This is a genomic window from Ectopseudomonas guguanensis (genome assembly GCF_900104265.1).
Classification (GTDB): Bacteria; Pseudomonadota; Gammaproteobacteria; order Pseudomonadales; family Pseudomonadaceae; genus Aquipseudomonas; species Aquipseudomonas guguanensis.
In genome coordinates this window covers 15418-37330 of sequence record NZ_FNJJ01000002.1, presented here as the reverse complement: position 1 = coordinate 37330, position 21913 = coordinate 15418, and the positions used below count along the sequence as shown (strand labels likewise).

Annotated in this window: 29 protein-coding genes and 2 tRNA genes; 10 read left to right on the top strand and 21 right to left on the bottom strand. The window is 60.3% G+C overall.

What is annotated here, in order from left to right; genetic code table 11:
* Positions 1–81: 81 nt before the first annotated feature.
* The 6 genes from BLS61_RS02690 to BLS61_RS02655 form a co-directional block, all read right to left on the bottom strand.
* Entirely contained in the window at positions 82–342 is a 261-nt protein-coding gene (locus tag BLS61_RS02690) for a major capsid protein (protein WP_090426986.1), read from the bottom strand.
* A 263-nt stretch (positions 343–605) separates the two neighbouring features.
* The gene (locus BLS61_RS02680) at positions 606–785 is read right to left on the bottom strand and encodes a hypothetical protein (protein WP_017361246.1); all 180 of its coding nucleotides are present in this window, start codon (positions 783–785) and stop codon (positions 606–608) included.
* 15 nt (positions 786–800) lie between these two features.
* Positions 801–1172: a hypothetical protein gene (locus BLS61_RS02675; protein ID WP_090426980.1), complete on the bottom strand. Its 372-nt coding sequence runs from the start codon at positions 1170–1172 to the stop codon at positions 801–803.
* A 248-nt stretch (positions 1173–1420) separates the two neighbouring features.
* A complete protein-coding gene (locus BLS61_RS23730; RefSeq protein ID WP_208598766.1) occupies positions 1421–1732 on the bottom strand; it encodes a hypothetical protein in 312 nt (103 codons plus the stop codon).
* 4 nt (positions 1733–1736) lie between these two features.
* Positions 1737–2114 (bottom strand): lysogeny maintenance protein PflM, encoded by a 378-nt coding sequence (gene pflM / locus BLS61_RS23330; protein ID WP_139205528.1) that lies wholly within the window; start codon positions 2112–2114, stop codon positions 1737–1739.
* A 439-nt stretch (positions 2115–2553) separates the two neighbouring features.
* A complete protein-coding gene (locus tag BLS61_RS02655) occupies positions 2554–2826 on the bottom strand; it encodes a MerR family transcriptional regulator (protein WP_080558732.1) in 273 nt (90 codons plus the stop codon).
* 218 nt (positions 2827–3044) lie between these two features.
* On the opposite strand from BLS61_RS02655, the gene BLS61_RS24040 reads away from it, so the two are divergent.
* Positions 3045–3218: a hypothetical protein gene (locus tag BLS61_RS24040; protein WP_341844474.1), complete on the top strand. Its 174-nt coding sequence runs from the start codon at positions 3045–3047 to the stop codon at positions 3216–3218.
* Between the two features lie 64 nt (positions 3219–3282).
* Positions 3283–3600 carry a hypothetical protein gene (locus tag BLS61_RS02645; RefSeq protein WP_090426977.1) on the top strand — a complete coding sequence of 106 codons (318 nt, stop codon included), beginning with the start codon at positions 3283–3285 and terminating at the stop codon, positions 3598–3600.
* 113 nt (positions 3601–3713) lie between these two features.
* On the opposite strand, the gene BLS61_RS02640 is transcribed toward BLS61_RS02645, so the two are convergent.
* The 6 genes from BLS61_RS02640 to BLS61_RS02620 all read right to left on the bottom strand — a co-directional run bounded on the left by BLS61_RS02640 (position 3714) and on the right by BLS61_RS02620 (position 6817).
* The gene (locus BLS61_RS02640) at positions 3714–4496 is read right to left on the bottom strand and encodes a nucleotidyl cyclase domain-containing protein (RefSeq protein ID WP_090426973.1); all 783 of its coding nucleotides are present in this window, start codon (positions 4494–4496) and stop codon (positions 3714–3716) included.
* A 1-nt stretch (position 4497) separates the two neighbouring features.
* A complete protein-coding gene (locus BLS61_RS23325) occupies positions 4498–5067 on the bottom strand; it encodes a hypothetical protein (RefSeq protein ID WP_139205527.1) in 570 nt (189 codons plus the stop codon).
* Between the two features lie 283 nt (positions 5068–5350).
* Entirely contained in the window at positions 5351–5521 is a 171-nt protein-coding gene (locus tag BLS61_RS02635; RefSeq protein WP_090426970.1) for a YhfG family protein, read from the bottom strand.
* Between the two features lie 91 nt (positions 5522–5612).
* Positions 5613–5918 carry a HigA family addiction module antitoxin gene (locus BLS61_RS02630; protein ID WP_090426968.1) on the bottom strand — a complete coding sequence of 102 codons (306 nt, stop codon included), beginning with the start codon at positions 5916–5918 and terminating at the stop codon, positions 5613–5615.
* A gap of 12 nt (positions 5919–5930) precedes the next feature.
* Positions 5931–6209, bottom strand: coding sequence for a type II toxin-antitoxin system RelE/ParE family toxin (locus tag BLS61_RS02625; RefSeq protein WP_090426965.1), 279 nt, complete (start codon positions 6207–6209; stop codon positions 5931–5933).
* A gap of 107 nt (positions 6210–6316) precedes the next feature.
* Entirely contained in the window at positions 6317–6817 is a 501-nt protein-coding gene (locus tag BLS61_RS02620; protein ID WP_167358693.1) for a BRO-N domain-containing protein, read from the bottom strand.
* Between the two features lie 245 nt (positions 6818–7062).
* Between BLS61_RS02620 and BLS61_RS02615 the strand changes: the two genes are divergently transcribed.
* Both BLS61_RS02615 and BLS61_RS23320 read left to right on the top strand, forming a co-directional pair.
* Entirely contained in the window at positions 7063–7335 is a 273-nt protein-coding gene (locus tag BLS61_RS02615) for a DNA-binding protein (RefSeq protein WP_090428033.1), read from the top strand.
* A gap of 129 nt (positions 7336–7464) precedes the next feature.
* Positions 7465–8532 carry a hypothetical protein gene (locus BLS61_RS23320; RefSeq protein WP_139205526.1) on the top strand — a complete coding sequence of 356 codons (1068 nt, stop codon included), beginning with the start codon at positions 7465–7467 and terminating at the stop codon, positions 8530–8532.
* Between the two features lie 211 nt (positions 8533–8743).
* Here BLS61_RS23320 and ychF read toward each other — a convergent pair whose 3' ends face one another.
* The 9 genes from ychF to BLS61_RS02570 form a co-directional block, all read right to left on the bottom strand.
* Entirely contained in the window at positions 8744–9844 is a 1101-nt protein-coding gene (ychF, locus tag BLS61_RS02610) for a redox-regulated ATPase YchF (RefSeq protein WP_090426958.1), read from the bottom strand.
* A gap of 25 nt (positions 9845–9869) precedes the next feature.
* Entirely contained in the window at positions 9870–10460 is a 591-nt protein-coding gene (pth, locus tag BLS61_RS02605) for an aminoacyl-tRNA hydrolase (protein ID WP_090426955.1), read from the bottom strand.
* A 63-nt stretch (positions 10461–10523) separates the two neighbouring features.
* Positions 10524–11126 (bottom strand): 50S ribosomal protein L25/general stress protein Ctc, encoded by a 603-nt coding sequence (locus BLS61_RS02600; protein WP_090426952.1) that lies wholly within the window; start codon positions 11124–11126, stop codon positions 10524–10526.
* Positions 11127–11231: 105 nt separating this feature from the next.
* Positions 11232–12173: a ribose-phosphate pyrophosphokinase gene (locus tag BLS61_RS02595; RefSeq protein WP_003244667.1), complete on the bottom strand. Its 942-nt coding sequence runs from the start codon at positions 12171–12173 to the stop codon at positions 11232–11234.
* Positions 12174–12218: 45 nt separating this feature from the next.
* Positions 12219–12293: transfer RNA gene (locus tag BLS61_RS02590), tRNA-Gln, on the bottom strand.
* A 56-nt stretch (positions 12294–12349) separates the two neighbouring features.
* Positions 12350–12424: transfer RNA gene (locus BLS61_RS02585), tRNA-Gln, on the bottom strand.
* Positions 12425–12450: 26 nt separating this feature from the next.
* Positions 12451–13320 carry a 4-(cytidine 5'-diphospho)-2-C-methyl-D-erythritol kinase gene (gene ispE, locus BLS61_RS02580; RefSeq protein ID WP_090426950.1) on the bottom strand — a complete coding sequence of 290 codons (870 nt, stop codon included), beginning with the start codon at positions 13318–13320 and terminating at the stop codon, positions 12451–12453.
* Between the two features lie 388 nt (positions 13321–13708).
* Positions 13709–14326 (bottom strand): lipoprotein insertase outer membrane protein LolB, encoded by a 618-nt coding sequence (gene lolB, locus BLS61_RS02575; RefSeq protein WP_090426948.1) that lies wholly within the window; start codon positions 14324–14326, stop codon positions 13709–13711.
* Positions 14323–16050 carry a tetratricopeptide repeat protein gene (locus BLS61_RS02570; RefSeq protein ID WP_090426946.1) on the bottom strand — a complete coding sequence of 576 codons (1728 nt, stop codon included), beginning with the start codon at positions 16048–16050 and terminating at the stop codon, positions 14323–14325. The genes lolB and BLS61_RS02570 overlap by 4 nt, the downstream gene beginning before the upstream one ends.
* A 209-nt stretch (positions 16051–16259) precedes the next feature.
* Here BLS61_RS02570 and hemA point away from each other — a divergent pair, with 209 nt between their 5' ends.
* The 6 genes from hemA to BLS61_RS02540 all read left to right on the top strand — a co-directional run bounded on the left by hemA (position 16260) and on the right by BLS61_RS02540 (position 21883).
* Positions 16260–17540 carry a glutamyl-tRNA reductase gene (gene hemA / locus BLS61_RS02565; RefSeq protein ID WP_090426944.1) on the top strand — a complete coding sequence of 427 codons (1281 nt, stop codon included), beginning with the start codon at positions 16260–16262 and terminating at the stop codon, positions 17538–17540.
* Entirely contained in the window at positions 17537–18619 is a 1083-nt protein-coding gene (prfA, locus tag BLS61_RS02560; protein WP_090426942.1) for a peptide chain release factor 1, read from the top strand. The genes hemA and prfA overlap by 4 nt, the downstream gene beginning before the upstream one ends.
* Positions 18620–18904: 285 nt before the next feature.
* Positions 18905–19738 (top strand): peptide chain release factor N(5)-glutamine methyltransferase, encoded by an 834-nt coding sequence (gene prmC, locus BLS61_RS02555; protein WP_090426940.1) that lies wholly within the window; start codon positions 18905–18907, stop codon positions 19736–19738.
* A gap of 4 nt (positions 19739–19742) precedes the next feature.
* Positions 19743–20495 (top strand): molybdopterin-synthase adenylyltransferase MoeB, encoded by a 753-nt coding sequence (locus BLS61_RS02550; protein ID WP_090426937.1) that lies wholly within the window; start codon positions 19743–19745, stop codon positions 20493–20495.
* Positions 20485–21273, top strand: a complete 789-nt coding sequence (gene murI, locus BLS61_RS02545; protein WP_090426935.1) for a glutamate racemase — start codon at positions 20485–20487, stop codon at positions 21271–21273. The genes BLS61_RS02550 and murI overlap by 11 nt, the downstream gene beginning before the upstream one ends.
* A gap of 94 nt (positions 21274–21367) precedes the next feature.
* Entirely contained in the window at positions 21368–21883 is a 516-nt protein-coding gene (locus BLS61_RS02540; protein ID WP_090426933.1) for an acyloxyacyl hydrolase, read from the top strand.
* The last annotated feature ends 30 nt before the right edge of the window (positions 21884–21913 follow it).

Sequence of the window (21913 nt, the reverse complement as noted above, 5' to 3'; positions counted from 1 at the left end):
CTCGCCGATTCGAAAGCCGGTGATGAAGGCTCCGGCGATGAAGGCGCCGAGCATCACTGACCAGAGCATTGGCCCAGGCCCTTAGGCTTTGCGCAGCATGGAGAACACCACGCCGACGCAGGCCAGAACGGCCAGTGCCAGGGCGATGTAGCCGGCGATGGTGCTGGCGTCGGCCTGGCCTTCCTGGATCTGGGTCTGGATGGCAGCGGTGTCGACCACAGCGGCGAAGGCCGGGACGGTTGCGACGGAGACGACAGCGCCGATGCAGGCGTTGCGGGCGAAGCGACGAGCACGACCGAAAGCGGTGGCGCCGTTTTGCAGCTGGGTTTTCAGTTGTTTCATGGTTGTTACCTCATGCGTCGTAGGACTGATGCGACCAATCCACCGGAAAGGCCGATTGCGAACGCCATGAGCGTTCCGCCAAAACCAATGCCGAACGCCTCTGGCGAAAATCCCCCTGAGACCAAGATGTCTACATAGCCAGCGGCCTCGGGAGGGATCAGGTAGGCCTGTTGCCATCCGTACTGCGAGCAGGACACCGACGCATCTGCGTTGGTGGTCCACTGCATGCACACTTGAACGGCAACGACCGACATACAGCCCCCTTACTCGGCCAGGCTGGGGTCGCGGACGACCTCAGCCATGGCGATGCAGTCGGGGCAGATCACGAGGGCGGGCGCCTTGTTCAGATCGGGCAGCAGGTCGGGCTGGGGGGCGGACTGGTTGTAGAGCTGGCCCATGGGCTGCCCGCAGCAGTCGCACAGCACGCGATCAACGATCAGCACGGCGGCGCCCTCCCGTCAGGCCTTGGCCGCGTCCGGCTGGGTGCCGGTCGGCTTGGGCTGTTGTTGGGTGGCTTGCGGTGCGGCAGGCTTGGCGGCCTGGCCTTTCGGGTTCACGGCTTCGATGTGCAGAGCTAGGTTCTTGCCCTTGTTCTGGCCGCCGCGTGCCACGTCGAAGGTGATACGCACCAGCTCCAGCGGGGCGAACTGGGCGCCGGCTGCGAATACTTCGTCGGCGGCGTCTTCAGCGATAGCCATGCCGATGATGGACAGGCCGTGTTCGGTCTTGCCGTCCGGTTCGTCGCCGTAGAAGACCTTGGCGTATTTGGTGTCATCCACCTGGGTCATCTGAGTGCCGAGAAATGCAACTTCCATAGTCGAACGTGCCATTTGTGTTTCCTCGCTTAGTTGCGCGTTATTGCGCGGTTTTGCCTTTCAGCAGGCCGAGCGATCCCGCACGGGCAAACTTTCGTTTTTGCCCGAGGGTGGCTCTCGACTTGCCGGGGTTTCAGTTGCCGCTTGTGCAGCCTGTTAGTTGGTTAACACCAAGGGCTTTGCCCTTGTCATCCCACTCTTGCCGCCGAGGGCTCGGGAGCGCGGGGCGGTGGAGCTGCCCCACACTCTCGAGCAGAGGCTATTCAGGGTGGTGGGCGTTCAAGGGTGCGCTCCGCCCGTGCTTCCGTTCGCCGGATCGGTGAAGCGTGATCCGACGAGCCGGGAGCGCGGCCCTTGACCTGTTCAGCATCGGCGGCGTTGGCCGGATCGCTGGGGGCGCACTGGTGAACGACCTTGGCGATTGCCTGATAGAAGTAGTCGTCTACCGATTCCATCACCTTGACGACTTGCAACGTCGAGAAGATCGAACCGACAGCAAACCCGATGAACAGATAGGGGAATGCGTGCCAGAGCAGGGCGACCAGATAGCGGCCAACACGGAAAGAGACGGTCATGCGCTCACCCCACCAGTTCGAACGGTTCGCGCAGGGGCACGAAGGGCGTTGGTTTGCCGGTGTCGCTCACAACGTGCCAGTACTTCGGCGGTCGGCTCGACGGCGTGTGCTTCGAGCAGATAAAGGCCGGCGTCAAAAATGTCCTCCGACCATTTACCAACGACCATTGCGCGGGGCGGCATTCGGCGCAGGGTGTGGACGGGGAGGTGGCGCCAACGGGCGCTTCCCAGTTTCGGTTTACCCAGCAAACAGAGCAGTCGCAGTTCTCGGCGTGCGGGTGACGGCGAAAGGCGAACGCCTTGCCCTGCGGATTGCGGGCAAAGCAGCTCTGGCAGCCGCAATCCTTGTGGTGCGCTAGCAGGTACTGGCTCGGGTTGGTCATGGGCTGACACCTCGGGCTTTGCGGAAACCACAGCAGCAGCGCGGGCACGCTGAGTAAGGCGGCCACATTCGTTACCGGAAATGGCTCCAGCCTCATGGAAGCCTTCGATGTAGCCGAGCAGGTAGAACAGTAGGGATTCCAAGACGCCCCGATCAGAAGACTTGAGGCGGTCGAGGCGAGCCAGATCGCGCTCTACGCGCTCATAGAAAGATTGGTGATTGCGGCTCATGCGGCAGCCCTCACACCACGGACGCGGTAGAAGTCGCGGGCGCGTTCCTGAGTGAGCCCCCAGTGGCGACCAGGGCCGGACGGCAGGTCAGCGATTACGCGCTCTATATAGGCAGCACAGTCGGCCTTGTTCGGGCCGGTGTGGACGCGGTGCCAGCGGCGTTGCTTGGTTGCGCCGTGGAGGGTGCAGGTCTCAACGATGTAGGCGGTCTTAGTCATCGCTGTAATCCCCCGCGCAGAAGATGGTTTTGCCTCGGTCGAGGTCGCGGCGGATGCGGTGCAGGTTGATGACGCGGTGACGGCCGATTTTCACGGTCGGGACGGTGTGGCTTTCGATCCAGCCGCGCACCACGTCTTCGGTGATTTGCTCCATGCCCAGGAGCTGAGCCAGCACGTATTTCGTGCAGAACGGTGCGTCGCGGAAATCCGTTACGCGTTGGGCGTCTCCCGAAATCGAAAGCCCCACTACACCAGACTGTTCCATAGCTTTTGCCCTATACTCGTCCAAACGTTCGACTCAGATACTTGAGTCAAAATACTTGAACAAAGCATATGAATTGCTTTCTAAAAATTCAAATTATTTGATCAAAATACTTATACGAAATGGGCACAATAAACGAGCGCGTTAGAACGGTTGCCTCTATGGCTGGCATGGATCGGCTCGTTAGAGAGACGCCTATTGGCTCGAATAGATGGCGAACGGTGCTCTACAACAAGGATGTACGGATCAGTACGGACGAGATAGAAGCGCTGGGTGCCTTGTATCCGAGCTATCGCTGGTGGATGGTCAGCGGCGAGATTGCGCCGGAGATAGGCCAGACCAGCCCAGAATTTGACGAAGCCAACCGAAACTTGACCAATCCAAACGCGGGATAGCGATCACCCGAGAAGTAGCTAGGCGCTGGTATGCCCGCCGACACAGAAAGGAAGTGTGAAGACCATGAGAACTGCAGTAACCCTTGCCACCTTGTCCCTCGCAATCCTCACCTCTGGCCTGGCGAATGCAGCGCAGAGACAAGAAACAGGCTACTACACCAGCGAGACGCGGCAAGGGCTCAAGATCTACAAGACCCGTAAGCCGTTCACCTGGATGACGGAGAACAATAAGATCATCTTCTCTACCGTCTGCATGAACGAGCGCAGTGGTAGCCTCGAATACCGGGAGTGCCGCAAGCGCGCCAAAGAGTATTTCCGCAGTAAATGCAGTGTTAGCGGCGACCGCTTCTGTAACGCCTCAAACAATTTCAATCCGCTCTAGAAATGAATGTATTTCAATAAGGTCAGAGAGCTTGCAATAAAAGAGCGTAACTGGCTATGAGTGCAATTGAGAGTCGCGCTATTTTAAATTGGATATAGGTTTGAGGTCGCGGATTACTCTTTTTTTCGATAGACGATGTGGCCTGGGACATCTTTAAAGATTTTCGTTCTAAAGCTGATTAGACCATTCTTTGATGTTGGCCAAATCGCGCGAACCTTGTCGTCTACGCAAACCTCATTGATTCCGCCTGAGAGTTTTGTTGCACGGTAAACGCACTCGCCAAATACTTTGGGGTGTCGCTCTCGGGGAAGTCCCACAAGGGAGACAATGGCTTTGCTGTAAGCTAATCCCACACCTAGATCAATTTCAGGAAGGCGATATCTCTTGCGCAATATTTCATTCAATATGTCGCGCATAGGGCCAATAGCCTTTTTAGCTGAGTCATGAGCAGAATATATCGCGCTGCTAGGGCTATCCTGATCGACTTTAAAGAGAGCTAAAACACCATCGCCAAGATATTCAGTTACATTGCCTTCATTGAGCTTTACTGTGTATGCGAGGGAGGGGAGCAAAGCTGATGTTTCATAAAAGACACGCTGTAGAGTGCTGACATCAGCTTTTTTAGGGCTTATTGCGGTCAATAAATGATTAGTGGAATTGCGCATATCCGCGACAAAAGCAATGAAATCATCAATTATTGTTTCGTCTTCTCTGATTATAGGGTGTCCCGGTATATGGGAGCGTTCTGACTCAAGGGATTCACTCATCATTTCCGCGCTGTCAAAGGCTGCTCTGGCTACTAATAGATGGCCGCCGTTTTTCCAATGAAGTTCCGCGCGATCTAGTGAAGAAGAAATTATCTGCCTGAGACGGGCTTCTTGATCTGAAGTAAACAATTTAATTACCTGATAGGACTTTGCTGATTGCCCAGAGAGTTATTCCACCTAGGAGCCATACGGGTACTAGATAAATGCAGTAAGATGACCTTAGGATTTTTATATCTCGAATGTAGGCAAGCTTTGCCTTTTCGAAGGCTAGCTCTCGAAGAAGCATGTCTTCAGATGTCGGAAGATTGGAGAGGATGTCACTTATATTGAGGTTGGACTTAATGGGGAAGTTTATAAAGGCGTCAACGGAGTTTAAGCTATACAGGTTTGATTCGTAAAAGGTGCCTTTGAGATTCTCTGCGCCCTGTACATGTGATGATGGTGAAGATAAAGCTATTACGCTAACCATGAGAAAGAAAAAGGAGAGTAGCCATGCAATAATGGTTGCAATGGTAAAGATAAAAAAAGTTGGACTTGATTGTTTGTAATACGAAATGCACTTGTATATATCTTCAAGTACCGGTAGCGGTAGAAGAAGAACAACAAACATAAATCCTATCTTTACATCTATAGCTCTAATGGTTTGCTGGATGTCAGAGATAGACTGATAAAGGAAGTCACGTTTTTGAGAAAAATCCATTTTTCGTTCCGGCATGGCAATTGGCCATGCTTAGGCTAACTGAAGATTAAGTGGCAAGCAAATCAGTGGTGACTACAGAGCGTTAATTTTCTGGAAAGGACTGGTATAGCCAGCTTGGGGAGGGATGGAAATCCCGATTTATGGGGCTTTCTGGCTCAGCCGGGCGGTTCGTAGCGGATTCATAATGCTGATGTCCCAGGTTCAAGTCCCGGTGTAGCCACCATATTTTTCAAGGGGTTAGCGAAAGCTAACCCCTTTTTATTTGCCCCGCTTTTTGTCCCTTTCAGTTGCCCTTGGAACGAAGTTGGCTCAATACCGCTTCGCGTGAAGGTAATGGGCGTTCCGCATCGGCAGGCGTGACCTGAAAACCCGCCAAGCGCAGGCTGGCGATGTAGCTGGAACGACGCACCTTGGCGAAGTAGGCCTTTTTGATCTGCAAGGATGGGTGCGACATGACGCTACCTCTATCGACGGTGACAATCGTTTCAGCGATCAGGCGAACGCCCGTTAGCCAACCTGCTTCAGGTCTACGTGTGCCGGATTGGTCAGCTCGCTATCTGAAGCGGCTCAATGGCCTGCTCGATGGCTGCACCAGACTCGGCGTAAGTTGCCGCCAGTGCATACTCAGTCTGCAAGTTCATCCAGAACTGAGCTGAGGTGCCGAAGTAGCGGCCTAGACGAATAGCCGTATCGGCGGTAATGCCACGACGCTCCCGTACGATGTCATTGATGGTCGGCGCCGACACATGCAGAGCGCGAGCAAGTGCGGCTGGGGTCATGCCCAGCGGCTCAAGAAACTCTTCGCGTAGCACTTCGCCAGGGTGAACGGGGCGCATGCCGTTGATAGCCATGTTGCCACCTCCTCAGTGGTAGTCGACGATCTCGACTTGTGTAGGACCAGCGGCAGTCCACACAAAGCAGATTCGCCATTGATCGTTGATTCTGATGCTGTGTTGATCTGCTCGATTGCCTTGTAGCTGCTCCAGCCGGTTGCCTGGTGGAGAGCGGAGGTCGCGCAGCTCAACGGCTGCATTCAGCATCGTCAGCTTCCGCGTGGCCACATTGAGAATGTTGGCCCAGCGTCTGGAGCTTCCTGACTCAAACAGAGCCTGGGTTTCTGCACATCTGAAACTCAGGATCATACGTTAATCCTTAACGTTAAGCGTTAATTTGATCATACGCGCCAGCCATCTTCCGACACCAGCGCTTTTTACCCGTGATGGTCTTGCCGCGCCGGGCGCGTTGGTCATCAGCGCCACCAGCGCTGGAGCAGGGCGCGCAACGAGCGTTCGCCGGGGGTGGGCGGTGGGGCGAAGCGCGGCATATCGCGCAGGGCGATCCATAGATCGCCTTGCCATTCCAGCAGGCTGATGCGTTGGCGATCCCAGGCCATCAGCGTGCGCCTGGGTTCCTGTGCGCGATGCTCCCAGGCGTCGCGCAGGGCGGGCAGGGCTTCATGAGTGAGCCAGCGGCGCAGGTGGCGATTCTCGGGATGGCTGAAACGGCACAGGGCGCGATAAAGCGCGGATTCGCTGAGCACCTGCACAGGCTCCGCATCGCCCTGGTGAGTACGGAAGATCAACGTGCGTACCTGGTCGTCATCCATCAGCCGGCAGATTCGCTCCGGGTTGCGGTGCCCCATCAACAGGCCGAACTCCTTGGCGCAGACCCAGGGCTGGCGGTCGATCATCACGCCACGCAGCGGGCGGTTGTGGCGCATCAGCAGCAAGGGGACATAGCTTTCTTCCATAAAGGCCTCCGTGGATTCAAGTAGGTTCGCGTCTTCGCTGATTGGAGACATGGCAAGTGCTGAGCCGGCATGCATCTTTTTCGAGTGTCGCCTTGCGGAAACCCGCTACAGGCTGGGCGCACGTTCTATGCGATTACTCCTATAATCGGGCCACCAACAGCGGTGCGCTTTAGATGTACTAGATACATGTGTTCATAATACATGTCGCTCGCTAAATGTACATAGAACATTTATGGTTTTTTCTAATGAGCGAAGGGATTACCGATAGAGGTCTTAGATTGCTGGAAATTGCCAGCATCAAGGCCTTGGCTGAAGCGGGAAGCACTGCCTATGTACGCTGGCAGAACATAAAGAGAGGCAAAGCCCGCATTGGGGCGAACGAGATCGAGATTCTCGGGCGAGTATTTCCTAGCTATCGGTGGTGGTTGTTGACTGGCGAAGCGATGCCGGAACATGGCCAGACGAGCCCTGATGACGACGAAGCCAACCGAAACCAGAGCGGCTCAAACGCAGGGTAGGACAGAAAATAAATCTGTCCCCTTTTTCCTGCAAAGTTTGGCCCATATTTCTTATGGCCGAGCGATTTAGATATTTAGTGATCTTTTGTAAATTTTATATGTGTGCGTAACAAGGAAAAGGGACTGTTAATGCATTCATTTGAGCTTAAGAGAGAAGCTGAGTTTGCGCTTGGATCACTTGAGAAATTCTCAGGCTTCATAGATAGTGTAAGAAGTATTTCAAATGTCTTGTCAGATCTTCCTGTGCATCTAGGCCAGCTGTCAACGGTGGGCGATAATAAACTTGGAGTCGTTAGAGGTGAAATAAAGTCATCGATAAGCAATATTCGATCAATAGTTGGATCACTAAGTACAAGGCAAATATTTAAGGATGTCGAAGGGCTTTCGAGCTTGCTTGAGGAACTGGGGGGTGGGGAGTTAGACGATTTAGGGTTGGTAGAAAAAACCAACTCAAAACTTCAAAAATTCTCTAGTGATTATGAGGGGTATATAGACAGCTATAGGATAGAAAATGCTGTGCCTCTTTTATTTTCTTCTGGGCGACTTGTTTATTCTCTGGAGTCTTTGATAAATGCATACAGGTTCTCTGCGGCTAATCTAACCGGCAGTGATTGTATCGAAGATGACGGCTCTAGGTCACAGCTGTCACTGTATTTGTCGAATATTAAAGACTTAAGAGATTTTGCGGAAAAATTAAATGCTATATCTGATTTGTATGAGGGTATAGCTGGTCTGCTAGGGGTTGATTTAACTGATTATCCTTTGGTTATTGATCAGGTTGAGGCTGGTAGTCTTTGGTCAAAAGTTTTTGGTGAGTCAAGAGTTATCGGCCTAATGGTTGATGTTCTGAAGGGGAGCGCTGGATTTTTATATAGGAACTATACAGCAGAGGGGAAAATTGCCTCAATTCCTGGAAAGCTAGAATCATTGGACAAGATTATTGATCTTACAGGACGACTTGAACAGGCTGGCGTAGATACAGGTGAGATAAAGGATGAAGTTAGGCGGGCCACAGTAGGTATAGCAAAGAGTCTTAATGAATTGCTAGATTATCAGTATAAAGTTGAAATTAATGGTGAAAGCCTCTCTGTAGCTGATGAGGTTTTAAAAGGATTGACAGGGGATTCCTGGCGGCGACCAAGACTGGCTTATGAGGATAAGGAAGATCCACCTTTGTCATTGCCACCACCAGAGTGACTACATTGGTCGAATTTTTCTGGAAAGGACTGGCCTAGCCAGCTTGGGGGAGGGCTGGAAGCTCCATTTTATGGGGCTCTCTGGCTCAGTGGGGCGGTTCGTAGCGGATTCATAATCCCCAGCTCCCACCAGCCGCACTAGACAATTCCCTACCCTAAAAACAACAAAACCCCGCTTTCGCGGGGTTTTGTTTATGCGCTGCCTACAACGATCAAACGTTAAAGCGGAAGTGCATCACGTCGCCGTCCTTGACGATGTAGTCCTTGCCTTCCAGGCGCCATTTGCCGGCTTCCTTGGCGCCGGCTTCGCCCTTGTAGGCGATGAAGTCGTCGTAGGCGACCACTTCGGCGCGGATAAAGCCTTTCTCAAAGTCGGTGTGGATCACGGCGGCGGCCTGCGGGGCGGTGGCGCCGACGCGCACGGTCCAGGCGCGTACTTCCTTCACGCCAGCGGTGAAGTAGGTCTGCAGGTTGAGCAGCGAGTAACCGGCGCGGATCACGCGATTCAGGCCCGGCTCTTCCATTCCCATGGTTTCGAGGAACATCTGCATCTCTTCCAGATCGTCCAGCTCGGCGATCTCGGCTTCGATCTTGTTGCACACCGGCACGACAATGGCGCCTTCTTCCTTGGCGATGGCGTTTACCACGTCGAGGTGCGGGTTGTTCTCGAAGCCGTCTTCGGCGACGTTGGCGATGTACATCACCGGCTTGGTGGTGAGCAGGTGGAAGGTCCTGGCCAGGCGCTTCTCGTCGTCACCCAGGTCTTTCAGCAGGCTGCGCGCCGGCTTGCCTTCGGTGAGGTGGGGGATGAGTTTTTCCAGCAGGGCCTTCTGCGCCACGGATTCCTTGTCGCCACCCTTGGCGGTACGAGCGACGCGCTGCAGCTGCTTCTCGCAGCTGTCGAGGTCGGCCATGATCAGTTCGAGGTCGATGATCTCGATGTCGCGCTTGGGGTCGACGCTGTTGGCGACGTGGATGACGTTCTCGTCTTCGAAGCAGCGCACCACATGCGCAATCGCATCCGTCTCGCGGATGTTGGCGAGGAACTTGTTGCCCAGGCCTTCACCTTTCGATGCGCCCGCCACCAGGCCGGCGATGTCGACGAATTCCATGGTGGTGGGGATGACCTTCTCGGGCTTGACGATCTCGGCCAGGGCATCCAGGCGCGGGTCGGGCATGGGCACGATGCCGCTGTTCGGCTCGATGGTGCAGAAGGGGAAGTTTTCTGCGGCGATGCCGGACTTGGTGAGGGCGTTGAACAGGGTGGACTTGCCGACGTTGGGCAGGCCGACGATGCCGCAGTTGAATCCCATGATGTGTCCCTCGGGGGAAAGATGGTTACTTGGTGGCCTTCTGGCTATGCAGTTTGCGCATGGCCACGGTCCAGTCGCCGGCGAGTATTTCCGGCAGGACGTCCAAGGCGAAGTCGATGCTCTGGTCGAGCAGTTCCTGTTCGCTGCGTGGGGCGCGTCCGAGCACGTAGCCGGAGACCAGGCTGGCGTGCCCCGGGTGGCCGATGCCGAGCCGCAGGCGATGGAAGTTATTCTGGTTGCCGAGCTGGGCGATGATGTCGCGCAGGCCGTTGTGCCCGCCGTGGCCGCCGCCCTGCTTGAGCTTGGCGACGCCGGGGGGCATGTCGAGTTCGTCGTGCGCCACCAGGATTTCTTCGGGTTTGATCTTGAAGAAATTGGCCAGGGCCGCCACGGACTGGCCGCTGCGGTTCATGTAGGTGGTGGGGATGAGCAGACGAACTTCGCGCCCCTGATGGACGAACTTGCCCACCAGGCCGAAATACTTGCGATCGACAGAGAGGTTGGCGCGCTGGCTCTCGGCCACGCGCTCAACGAAAAGGGCCCCTGCATTGTGCCGGGTCTGGTCGTATTCGGGGCCGGGGTTACCCAGGCCAACGATCAGTTGTACGGCAGTCATACAGGAGCCCTTTCGAGGAAATCGCCCGGCGTGATCGCCTGCCGGGCGGGTTCCGCGCTGCGATTACTCGGCAGCGCCTTCTTCGTCTTTAACGCGGCTGGCGTGGATGTTGGAGACAGCCAGGTCGTTACCGTGAGCCAGAGCAACCAGCTCTACGCCTTTCGGCAGCTTCAGGTCGGACATGTGGACGGTCTGGCCAACTTCTACGGCAGCCATGTCGACTTCGATGAATTCCGGCAGGTCTTTCGGCAAGCAGGAAACTTCGACTTCGTTGATGGTGTGGGAGATCTCGCCACCCTGCTGCTTCACGCCAACGGCGGTTGCTTCGTTGATGAAGTGCAGCGGTACGTGGGCGGTCAGCTTCTGGCCGGCAACGACGCGCTGGAAGTCAGCGTGCAGGACGAAGCCTTTGGCCGGATGGCGCTGCAGGGCCTTGATCACGACGTTTTCGGTGGCACCGGCAACGTTGACAGCCAGAACGTGGCTGAAAGCGGCTTCGTTTTCCAGCAGCTTGGCCAGGTCTTTGGCCAGCAGGCTGATGGATTGCGGGGCCTTGTCGCCACCGTAGATCACGGCAGGAACCATGGACACGTTACGACGCAGGCGGCGGCTCGCACCTTTCCCCAGGTCGGAACGCACTTCGGCATTCAGGGCAAACTCAGTCATTTCATTTCTCCAAAATAACCAAACCGCCTTCGGGCTTGCGACCAGCCTCGGGCGGTAGGGCAAAAAGCCCCGCACGAGGCGGGGCGCATTACGTCAGCGGGTTCCTTAACGGAACATCGCGCTGATCGATTCTTCGTTGCTGATGCGGCGCACCGCTTCGGCGACGACCGGGGCGATGTCGAGCTGGCGAATGCGCGAGCAGGACTGCGCCGCAGCGGACAGCGGGATGGTGTTGGTGACCACCAGCTCGTCCAGGACGGAATTCTCGATGTTCTCGATGGCGCGGCCGGACAGCACCGGGTGGGTGCAGTAGGCGTACACCTTGGCAGCACCGCGCTCTTTCAGCGCCTTGGCGGCGTGGCACAGGGTACCGGCGGTGTCGACCATGTCGTCGACCAGGATGCAGGTACGGCCTTCCACGTCACCGATGATGTGCATCACTTCGGACTGGTTGGCCTTCTCGCGACGCTTGTCGATGATCGCCAGGTCGACGCCCAGGCTCTTGGCCACGGCGCGGGCACGAACGACGCCGCCGATATCGGGGGAGACGATCATCAGGTTGTCGAAGCGCTGGTCTTCGATGTCGTCGACCAGGACCGGGGAACCGTAGATGTTGTCCACCGGAATGTCGAAGAAGCCCTGGATCTGGTCAGCGTGCAGGTCGACGGTCAGCACGCGGTCGATACCGACCACGGTGAGCATGTCGGCCACCACTTTGGCGCTGATCGCCACGCGCGCGGAACGCGGACGGCGATCCTGGCGGGCGTAACCGAAGTAGGGGATGACCGCGGTGATGCGGGTAGCCGAGGAACGGCGGAAGGCGTCGGCCATCACTACCAGTTCCATCAGGTTGTCGTTGGTGGGTGCACAGGTCGGCTGAATCAGGAAGACGTCCTTGCCGCGGACGTTTTCGTTGATTTCGATCATGACTTCGCCGTCGGAGAACTTGCCGACCGAAGCATCGCCGAGGGGAATGTGCAGCTGACGAACGATCCGTCGCGCCAGATCGGGGTTTGCGTTCCCCGTGAAGACCATCATCTTGGACACGCGCAGTACCTGCCGGCTGGGGTATACCTGGATGGGTATGGAAAATGGCAGGGGCGGCTGGATTCGAACCAACGCATGGCAGGATCAAAACCTGCTGCCTTACCGCTTGGCGACGCCCCTATATTCTGTGTCGAATGCCGTTCGATCCGGTTTGCGATGCCTCCCGAGGGAGGTTATGGCAGGGGCGGCTGGATTCGAACCAACGCATGGCAGGATCAAAACCTGCTGCCTTACCGCTTGGCGACGCCCCTGTATCGTATAACCGAATGCTGAGCATTCACTTCTTGGCCAATGCTTGGAGCCTGCGGTGCAGCATCGAGATGTTGCGACCTTGAGCGACAAAGCTCGGCAGAGTGCCTGGAAGTTGGCGGGCGACTTTATCAGCATCGTCCCGATTTGGGAAGCTCCCAAATACGCAAGCTCCAGTGCCGGTCAATCTAGCTGAAACAAATTTGTTCAACAAGATCAAAGCGTTACGAACCTCTGGATAACGCTTCTCTACAACCGGCTGGCAGTCGTTTCGACCACCCCCCGCAAGAAGGCTGCGAACTTTAATGGGCGGCGTATCGCGTGTCAACTCGGGCGCGCCGAAAACTTCTGCTGTGCTTACAAAGACTTGCGGTACCGCGACGAGGAACCAGGGTTCCTCCAGCTCCACGGGGGTCAGGCGCTCGCCCACGCCCTCGGCGAAGGCCGCGCGGCCACGCACGAATACCGGCACGTCGGCGCCCAGGGCCAGGCCGATTTCGGCCAGGCGCTCTTCGCCGAGTTGGGTGCGCCACAGGTGATCGAGGCCGAGCAGGGTGGTGGCGGCATCCGAGCTGCCGCCACCGATACCGCCGCCCATGGGCAGGCGTTTGTCCAGCCAGATATCGGCGCCCAGCGTGGTGCCTGAAGCTTCCTGCAGGCGTCTGGCGGCGCGCACGATCAGGTTGCTGTCATGCGGCACGCCGTCGATGGGCGTGTGCAGGCGGATTTCACCATCCTGGCGCAGGCTGAAGCCGAGCTCGTCGCCATGGTCGAGAAACTGGAACAGGGTCTGCAGCTCGTGATAGCCGTCGGCGCGGCGGCCGAGGATATGCAGCATCAGGTTGAGCTTGGCCGGGGCGGGCAGGATCAGTTCGGCGTGGGCGGGGATGGCGGTCATGGGCGGGGTGTCATCGTGAGGCATGTGGTGATTGTATGCGGGAAATGCAGCGGCGGGTGCGGTGTGTCAGAGCAGCATCGCGGCTAAAGCCGCTCCTACAAACACCGCGGCCTCCCCTGTAGGAGCGGCTTTAGCCGCGAAATGCCCGGTTCGTAGCCCGGATGCAATCCGGGGCTTTGTGGCGATGGTTCCCGGATTTCATCCGGGCTACGGCTGCGTGCGCGAAACCTGTAGGAGCGAGCTCTGCTCGCGAAGCGGTTGGCGCCTTGTCGGGTGGCAGGGGGGCGGCGTGGTTGGGGATGACTCTTTTCCATCCGCCAGCTGTGCACTGTGGAAGGGCTGGACAAGCTGTCGCGGCTAAAGCCCCTCCCACAGCGAATGTGGTCGCTTATTGCCCCAGCTGACGCGGCTGCCAGTCCTTGATCACCAGGGTCACTTCCAGGTCCTGGCCATACAGCTTCAGGCGCTCGGGCAGGGCGTAGCCGTTCTGTTCGATGTAGCGCTGGTATTCGACTTTCCAGCCATCCTGCTCCAGCTGCGCCAGGTGGCTGTCGCCGTCGAGGGTGATGCGGCTGCGGCTTTCCGGGGCGGGCAGGCCGCGAATCCACCAGAGCAGGTTGGACACCGGCAGGTCCAGGCGCAGTTGTTCGCGCAGCAGGGCTTCCGGCGATTCGGCGCGGAAGCGGCCGCGGTTGGACACTTCCAGCAGAATGTCGCCGGGGCGGCCGGTCAGGCGCGCGGCGCCGCCGCCCAGCGGGCCGGACAGGCGAATGTCGTAGTAGTCCTGGCGCTGCAGCCAGAACAGGGTGGCGCTGCCGGAGTCCTGCGGGGCGCGAATGCCGATCTTGCCGTTGATCTGCCAGCCGTCGAGCTGGGCGATCTGCTGCTTGTGGGCTTTCCACTGGGCGGGGTCGCCCTGGCCTTCCAGCGCTTCGCGCGAGGTAAGGCCGGCGCAACCGGCGAGCAGGGCGAGGAGGCTGAATACGAGGAGGTGACGAAGCATCAAAGAGTCTCGGAACCGGTCAGGCGCAACAGGGTGTCACGCAGGATGGGGCTGTCGGGCGTTGCCTTGAGGGCGTCGCGCCAGACGTTGCGGGCTTCACGCTGCTTGCCCTGGACCCAGAGCACTTCGCCGAGGTGGGCGGCGACTTCGTGGTCGGGGAATTTCTCCAGGGCCTGGCGCAGCAGGCGCTCGGCCTCGTCGAGGTTGCCCAGGCGATAGTTGACCCAGCCGAGGCTGTCGAGAATTGCCGGGTCGTCCGGATTGAGCTGGTGCGCCTTTTCGATCAGCTCGCGGGCTTCCTCGTAGCGCGTGGTGCGATCGGCCAGGGTGTAGCCGAGGGCATTGAGCGCCATGGCGTGCTCGGGTTCGCGGGCGATGATGTAGCGCAGATCGCTTTCCAGCTGGGCCAGGTCGTCGCGCTTTTCCGCTAGCATGGCGCGGGTGTAGAGCAGGTTCAGGTCGTTGGGGTACTGCTCCAGCCCCTCGCTGATCACCTTCCAGGCCGGCTCTACCTGGCGGCGATTGCTCAGGCCCTCGGCTTCGATCAGGTACAGCTGGATGGCGTAGTCCGGCTGGGCATCACGTGCCCGCGCCAGGCGTGCGCTGGCTTCGTCGAAGCGCTGCTGGGTGAGCAGCAGTTCGGCCTGGCGTTGCTGGGCCGGCAGGTAGTCGTTGCTCGGGCCGACCAGGCTGTATTCCTGCAGGGCGCTGTTGGTGTCCTTCAGCGCCTCGTAGGCACGGCCGAGGTTGTAATGGGCGGCGTCGACGTGGCTGCGGCGCTCGACCAGCTCTTCCAGGTAGACGATGGCTTCCTCCCAGGCTTCGGCTTCCAGGCACACCAGGGCCAGGGAGAAGCGCAGGTCATCGTCGTTGGGATTTTCCTGCACCAGCTTGGAGAACTCGCCCTTGGCATCGTCGAGGCGATCCTGCTCGACCAGCAGGCGCGCGTAGGTCAGGCGCAGGCGCTTGTCATCGGGGTTCTTGCGGATGCCCTTCTGCAGCAGGGGCAGGGCTTCGTCGCCACGGCCGAGGCTTTGCAGCAGGCGCGCGCGCAGCAGGATGGGCGACACTTCGCTGGTGCTCGCTGCGCTGTCCTCGAGCAGCTTGAGCGCCTCTTCGGGACGGCCGTCCTGCTGCAGGAGGATGGCCTTGCCGAACAGCAGCTGGCTGTTGTCCGGGTTCTTGTTCAGCAGGCGGTCGAAGCCTTGCAGCAGGCCGGCGCGGGTGTCCGGGTCGGTTTCCGCGGCGGACAGCGCGAGGAAGTCGAAATGGGTATCGCCCTGGCGCTGCAGCACCTGCTCCATGTAGGTCATGGATTCGTCGTAACGGCCGGCGCGGGCCAGTTGCACGGCGGCGGCGCGTTGTGCATCGATATTGCCCGGCGCGCTGCTGGCCCAGATCAGTGCGCTGTCCAGCGCTGCCTGTTCGGCGCCGAGGTACTCGGCGATGCGGAAGGCGCGTTCGGCGACGCCGGCATCGCCAGTGGCGTTGGCCTGCTGCACGTAGTTGCCGAGGGCGATGTCGAAGCGATTGCGCTGCCCGGCCAGCTCGGCGGTGAGCAGGGCGAACAGGGTTTCCTGGCTGAACGAGCCGTACTCGCTCGGTTCCAGCTGGGTGGTCTGGTCGGCTTCCTGGACCGGCGGCGTACCGTCCGGCTCGCTGGGGGCGAAGGTTTGGCAGCCGCTGAGGAAGGCGAATGCGGTGAGCAACGCGAGGGGTCTGTTCATAGTGCCTTGTCGTGCGTTATTCCGGGGCGAGGGCCGTGCTGGCTCGTGCCCTGCGACGTTCGCGGCATCATGACACAAGCCTCGGGGCAAGCCCACTGGCCTGGACGATGCGGCGAACCGTCTATTGGGACAATAGGTCGCGGGAGTTGTTCTCGCCGGGGCGAAGTAGGACAATTGCCGGCTCCCGTACTGCCCCTCAGCGACCCTGCATGGCCTTCATCGCCCTCGGTATCAACCACAAGACCGCCTCGGTAGAGGTGCGCGAGCGCGTTGCCTTCACGCCGGAGCAGCTGGTCGAGGCGCTGCAGCAGCTGTGCCGGCTCACCCCCAGTCGCGAGGCGGCGATTCTCTCCACCTGCAACCGCAGCGAGCTGTATCTGGAGCAGGATCAGCTGAGCAGTGACGAAGTGCTGCAGTGGCTGGCCGACTATCACCGCCTGAGCGTCGACGAGCTGCGTGCCTGCGCCTACGTGCACAGCGAGCAGGACGCTGTGCGCCACATGATGCGCGTAGCCTGCGGGCTGGACTCCATGGTGCTCGGCGAGCCGCAGATTCTCGGCCAGCTCAAGTCCGCCTACGCCGTGGCGCGCGAGGCCGGCACCGTCGGGCCGCTGCTCGGCCGGCTGTTCCAGGCCACCTTCAGCACCGCCAAGACCGTGCGCACCGACACCGCCATCGGCGAGAACCCGGTGTCCGTGGCCTTCGCCGCGGTGAGCCTGGCCAAGCAGATCTTCGCCGACCTGCACCGCAGCCAGGCGCTGCTGATCGGCGCCGGCGAGACCATCAGCCTGGTGGCGCGTCACCTGCACGATCAGGGCATCAAGCGCATCGTCGTCGCCAACCGTACCCTGGAGCGTGCCAGTCAGCTGGCCGAGCAGTTCGGCGCCCATGCCGTGCTGCTGTCGGACATCCCCGACGAGCTGGCGCACAGCGACATCGTCATCAGCTCCACTGCCAGCCAGCTGCCGATTCTCGGCAAGGGCGCGGTGGAAAGCGCGCTGAAAAAGCGCAAGCACAAGCCGATCTTCATGGTCGACATCGCCGTGCCGCGCGATATCGAACCGCAGGTGGGCGAGCTGGATGACGTCTACCTCTATACCGTCGACGACCTGCACGAGGTCATCGAGGAAAACCTCAAGAGCCGCCAGGGCGCGGCGCAGGCCGCCGAGGAGCTGGTAGCTGCCGGCACCGAGGATTTCATGCAGCGCCTGCGCGAGCTGGCCGCGGTCGACGTGCTCAAGGCCTACCGCCAGCAGGCCGAGCGCCTGCGCGACGAGGAGCTGGCCAAGGCCCAGCGCATGCTGGTCAACGGTGCCAGCGCCGAAGACGTACTGGCGCAACTGGCCCGTGGCCTGACCAACAAGCTGCTGCACACGCCCAGCGTGCGCATGAAGAAACTTACCGCCGAGGGGCGCATCGACGCGCTCAGCCTGGCCCAGGAATTGTTCGCCCTCGACGAGGGCGCGCCGCAGGACAAAGGTCTGCAATGAAAGCTTCACTGTTGAACAAGCTGGACAACCTCAGCGACCGCTTCGAGGAACTCACCGCGCTGCTTGGCGATGCCGAGGTGATTGCCAAGCAGACGCAGTTTCGCGCCTATTCCAAGGAATACGCCGAGATCGAGCCGGTGATCGCCACCTTCCGCGAGCTGCGCAAGGTGCAGGGCGACCTGGAAGGCGCGCAGGCACTGCTCAAGGAAAGCGACCCGGACCTGCGCGAAATGGCCGAAGAAGAAGTGGCCCAGGCCAAGGAAGCGCTGGTCACCCTGGAAGACAAGCTGCAGCGCATGCTGCTGCCCAAGGACCCCAACGACGGCCGCAACGTCTACCTGGAAGTACGCGCCGGCACCGGCGGCGACGAGGCGGCGATCTTCTCCGGCGACCTGTTCCGCATGTACTCGCGCTACGCCGAGAAGCAGGGCTGGCGCGTCGAGGTGTTGTCGGCCAACGAGGGCGAGCACGGCGGCTTCAAGGAAGTGATCGCCCGCGTCGAGGGCGACAACGTCTACGCCAAGCTCAAGTTCGAGTCCGGCGCCCATCGCGTGCAGCGCGTGCCGGAGACCGAGTCCCAGGGCCGCATCCACACCTCGGCCTGCACCGTGGCGGTGCTGCCGGAGCCGGACGAGCAGGCCGCCATCGAGATCAACCCGGCCGACCTGCGTATCGACACCTACCGCAGCTCCGGCGCCGGCGGTCAGCACGTCAACACCACCGACTCGGCGATCCGCATCACCCACATTCCCACCGGCACCGTGGTGGAATGCCAGGAAGAACGCTCGCAGCACAAGAACCGCGCCAAGGCCATGGCCTGGCTGGCGGCCAAGCTGCAGGACCAGCAGGAAGCGGCGGCGCACAAGGAAATCTCCGAGACGCGCAAGTTGCTGGTGGGCTCGGGCGATCGCTCCGAACGCATCCGCACCTACAACTTCCCGCAGGGCCGGGTCACCGACCACCGCATCAACCTGACGCTGTACTCGCTGAGCGAAGTCATGGCCGGCGGCGTGGAGGCAGTAATCGAGCCCTTGCTGGCCGAGTACCAGGCCGACCAGTTGGCGGCGCTGGGGGACTAAAAGCGGCTGCAGGCCACAGGCTTCAGGCTGCAAGCTAAAGCCGTAGCCCGGATGCAATCCGGGAAGAGCTGAAAGCAAGCGCCAACGTAGCGCCTAACAGTCCCCTCTCCCCTCGGGGAGAGGGTTAGGGAGAGGGGGCGCAACGGCACACCCTCTCCCCCGACCCCCGCTCTGCGCCCCAGCCCCTCGCAGAGCTCAGGGCGCTTGAGCGGGCGAAGCGATGCTTCGCTATTTCCGTTCAAGCCCCGCAAGCGGGAGAGGGGAGAAAAGCAGTCAGGATGAACCATGGTCACCATCGAATCCCTGCTCGACAACGCCGACCTGCCCGACTCGCCCACGCCGCGACTGGACGCCGAGCTGCTGCTGGCCGCCGCGCTGGGCAAGCCGCGCAGCTACCTGCGTACCTGGCCGGAGCGCGAGCTGGATGACGAGCAGCTGGCGCTGTTCCAGGCGAATCTGATGCGTCGCCGTCAGGGTGAGCCGGTGGCCTATATCCTCGGCCATCAGGGCTTCTGGAGCCTGGAGCTGGAGGTGGCGGCGCATACCCTGATCCCGCGCCCGGACACCGAGCTGCTGGTGGAAACCGCGCTCGAGCTGCTGCCGGCCACACCCTTGGCCGTGCTGGATCTGGGCACCGGTACCGGCGCCATCGCCCTGGCCCTGGCCAGCGAACGCCCGGCCTGGCGGGTGACCGGCGTGGACCGCGTCGAGGACGCCGTAGCCCTGGCCGAGCGCAATCGCCAGCGTCTGCGGCTGGACAACGCTGCGTTCGTGCATAGCCATTGGTTCTCTGCCCTGAGCGGGCAGCGCTACGGTCTGATTCTGAGCAACCCGCCCTATATCCGCGCCGACGACCGCCACCTGAACGAGGGTGACGTGCGCTTCGAGCCGAGCAGCGCTCTGGTGGCTGGCAGCGACGGGCTGGACGACATTCGTGCGATCATCCAGGCCGCACCGACGCACCTGCTGCCCGGCGGCTGGCTGCTGCTGGAGCATGGCTTCGACCAGGCCGAGGCGGTGCGCGGTTTGCTCGGCGCCGCCGGCTTCGCCGAGGTGCACAGCCGGCGTGACCTGGGCGGCCATGAGCGCATCAGTCTGGGACGTTTCGACCATGAGTGACGATATGCTGAGCGATGACGAACTGCTGCGCTACAGCCGGCAGATCCTGCTGAAACAGATCGATGTGGAAGGACAGTTGCGCCTCAAGCACGGCCGCGTGCTGATCGTCGGCATGGGCGGCCTCGGCTCGCCGGTGGCGCTGTACCTGGCCGCGGCCGGCGTCGGCGAGCTGCACCTGGCCGACTTCGATACGGTGGACCTGACCAACCTGCAGCGGCAGATCGCCCATGACACCGCCAGCATCGGCCAGGCCAAGGTGGATTCGGCCATGGCGCGCCTGGCCGCGATCAACCCGCAGATCACGCTGGTGCCGCATCGCCAGGCGCTCGATGCCGACTCGCTGGCCGCCGCGGTGAGCGGCGTCGACCTGGTGCTGGACTGCTCGGACAATTTCACCACGCGCGAGGCGGTCAACGCCGCCTGCGTCGCAGCCGGCAAGCCGCTGGTGTCCGGCGCGGCGATTCGCCTGGAAGGCCAGCTCTCGGTGTTCGATCCGCGCAACGCCGCCAGCCCCTGCTACCACTGCCTGTACGGTCATGGCAGCGAGGCCGAGCTGACCTGCAGCGAGGCCGGCGTGGTCGGCCCGCTGGTGGGCCTGGTGGGCAGCCTGCAGGCGCTGGAGGCGCTCAAGCTGCTGGCCGGCTTCGGCGAGCCGCTGGTCGGTCGTCTGCTGCTGATCGATGCGCTGGGCACGCGCTTTCGCGAGTTGCGGGTCAAGCGCGACCCGGCCTGTGGTGTCTGCGGCGATGCCCAGTAACGCGCCGGTTGGCGTTTTCGATTCCGGCGTTGGCGGCCTTTCGGTACTGCGCGAGATTCGCCAGCTGCTGCCCAACGAGTCGCTGCTTTATGTCGCCGACAGCGGCCATGTGCCCTACGGCGAAAAGAGTGCGGAGTATATTCGCGAGCGCTGCGTGCTGATCACCGAGCACCTGCTGGCGCAGGGCGCCAAGGCACTGGTGCTGGCCTGCAACACCGCGACCGCGGCCGCGGCCGGGGAGCTGCGCGAGCGTTATCCGGATTTGCCCATCGTCGGCATGGAGCCCGCGGTGAAACCGGCGGCAGCGGCGACCCGCAGTGGCGTGGTCGGTGTGCTGGCGACCACCGGTACGCTCAAGAGCGCCCGATTCGCCGCACTGCTTGATCGCTTCGCCAATGATGTGCGGGTGATCACCCAGCCTTGCCCGGGGCTGGTGGAATGCATCGAGGCCGGCGAGCTGCAGGCGCCGGCGACTCGCGAGCTGTTGCAGGGTTACGTGGCGCCGCTGCTGGCCGAGGGCTGCGACACGCTGATTCTCGGCTGCACCCACTATCCCTTCCTGCGCCCGCTGCTGGGTGAGCTGGTGCCGGCATCGGTGAGCCTGATCGACACCGGTGCTGCGGTGGCGCGCCAGCTGCAGCGTCTGCTCGCTCTACACGACTTGCAGGCCACCGAGGCGGCCCGGCCGACGCGTTACTGGAGCAGTGGCGAAGCCGCGCAACTTTGCCGCGTATTGCCGATTTTATTGGGGGAAAAGGCCGAGGTTCTTTCGATATAGTGAATTTTTTTCGGTTTGCGCTTTCACTGCTACTGGATGTTTCTATATTTTGTTACGAGCCTGATAAAACCTCTCGCTATTAAAGGAATGACTCATGAAGAAGTTGTATGCCCTTGCTGCAGCTACGGCCCTCTCGTTCGGAACCCTGGGCGCTGCGCAGGCTGCGGATGTAACCGCAGCTATCGGTCAGAGTGGCGACTCCACCATGGTTTATCGTTTGGGCGCGCAGTGGGACTGGAACCATAGCTGGCTGCAAAGCAGCTACGGCCGTCTGACGGGCTACTGGGACCTGGGCTACACCTACTGGGATGGCGACGACACGGCGAGCAACCACAGCCTTTCCTTCGCCCCGGTGTTCGTTTACGAATTCGCCGGGCAGAACGTGCGCCCCTATATCGAAGCCGGTATCGGTGTTGCCGCGTTCTCCAGCACCGAGCTGGAAAGCAACGATCTGGGCTCTTCCTTCCAGTTCGAGGACCGCATCGGTGTGGGCCTGCGTTTCGCCGGCCAGGAGATCGGCCTGCGCGCGATCCACTATTCCAACGCCGGCCTGAAGAACCCGAACGACGGCGCCGAAGCCTATACCGTGCATTACCGCATGAGCTTCTGAGCCTGGGCTGCAGGACAGGTACAGACACAA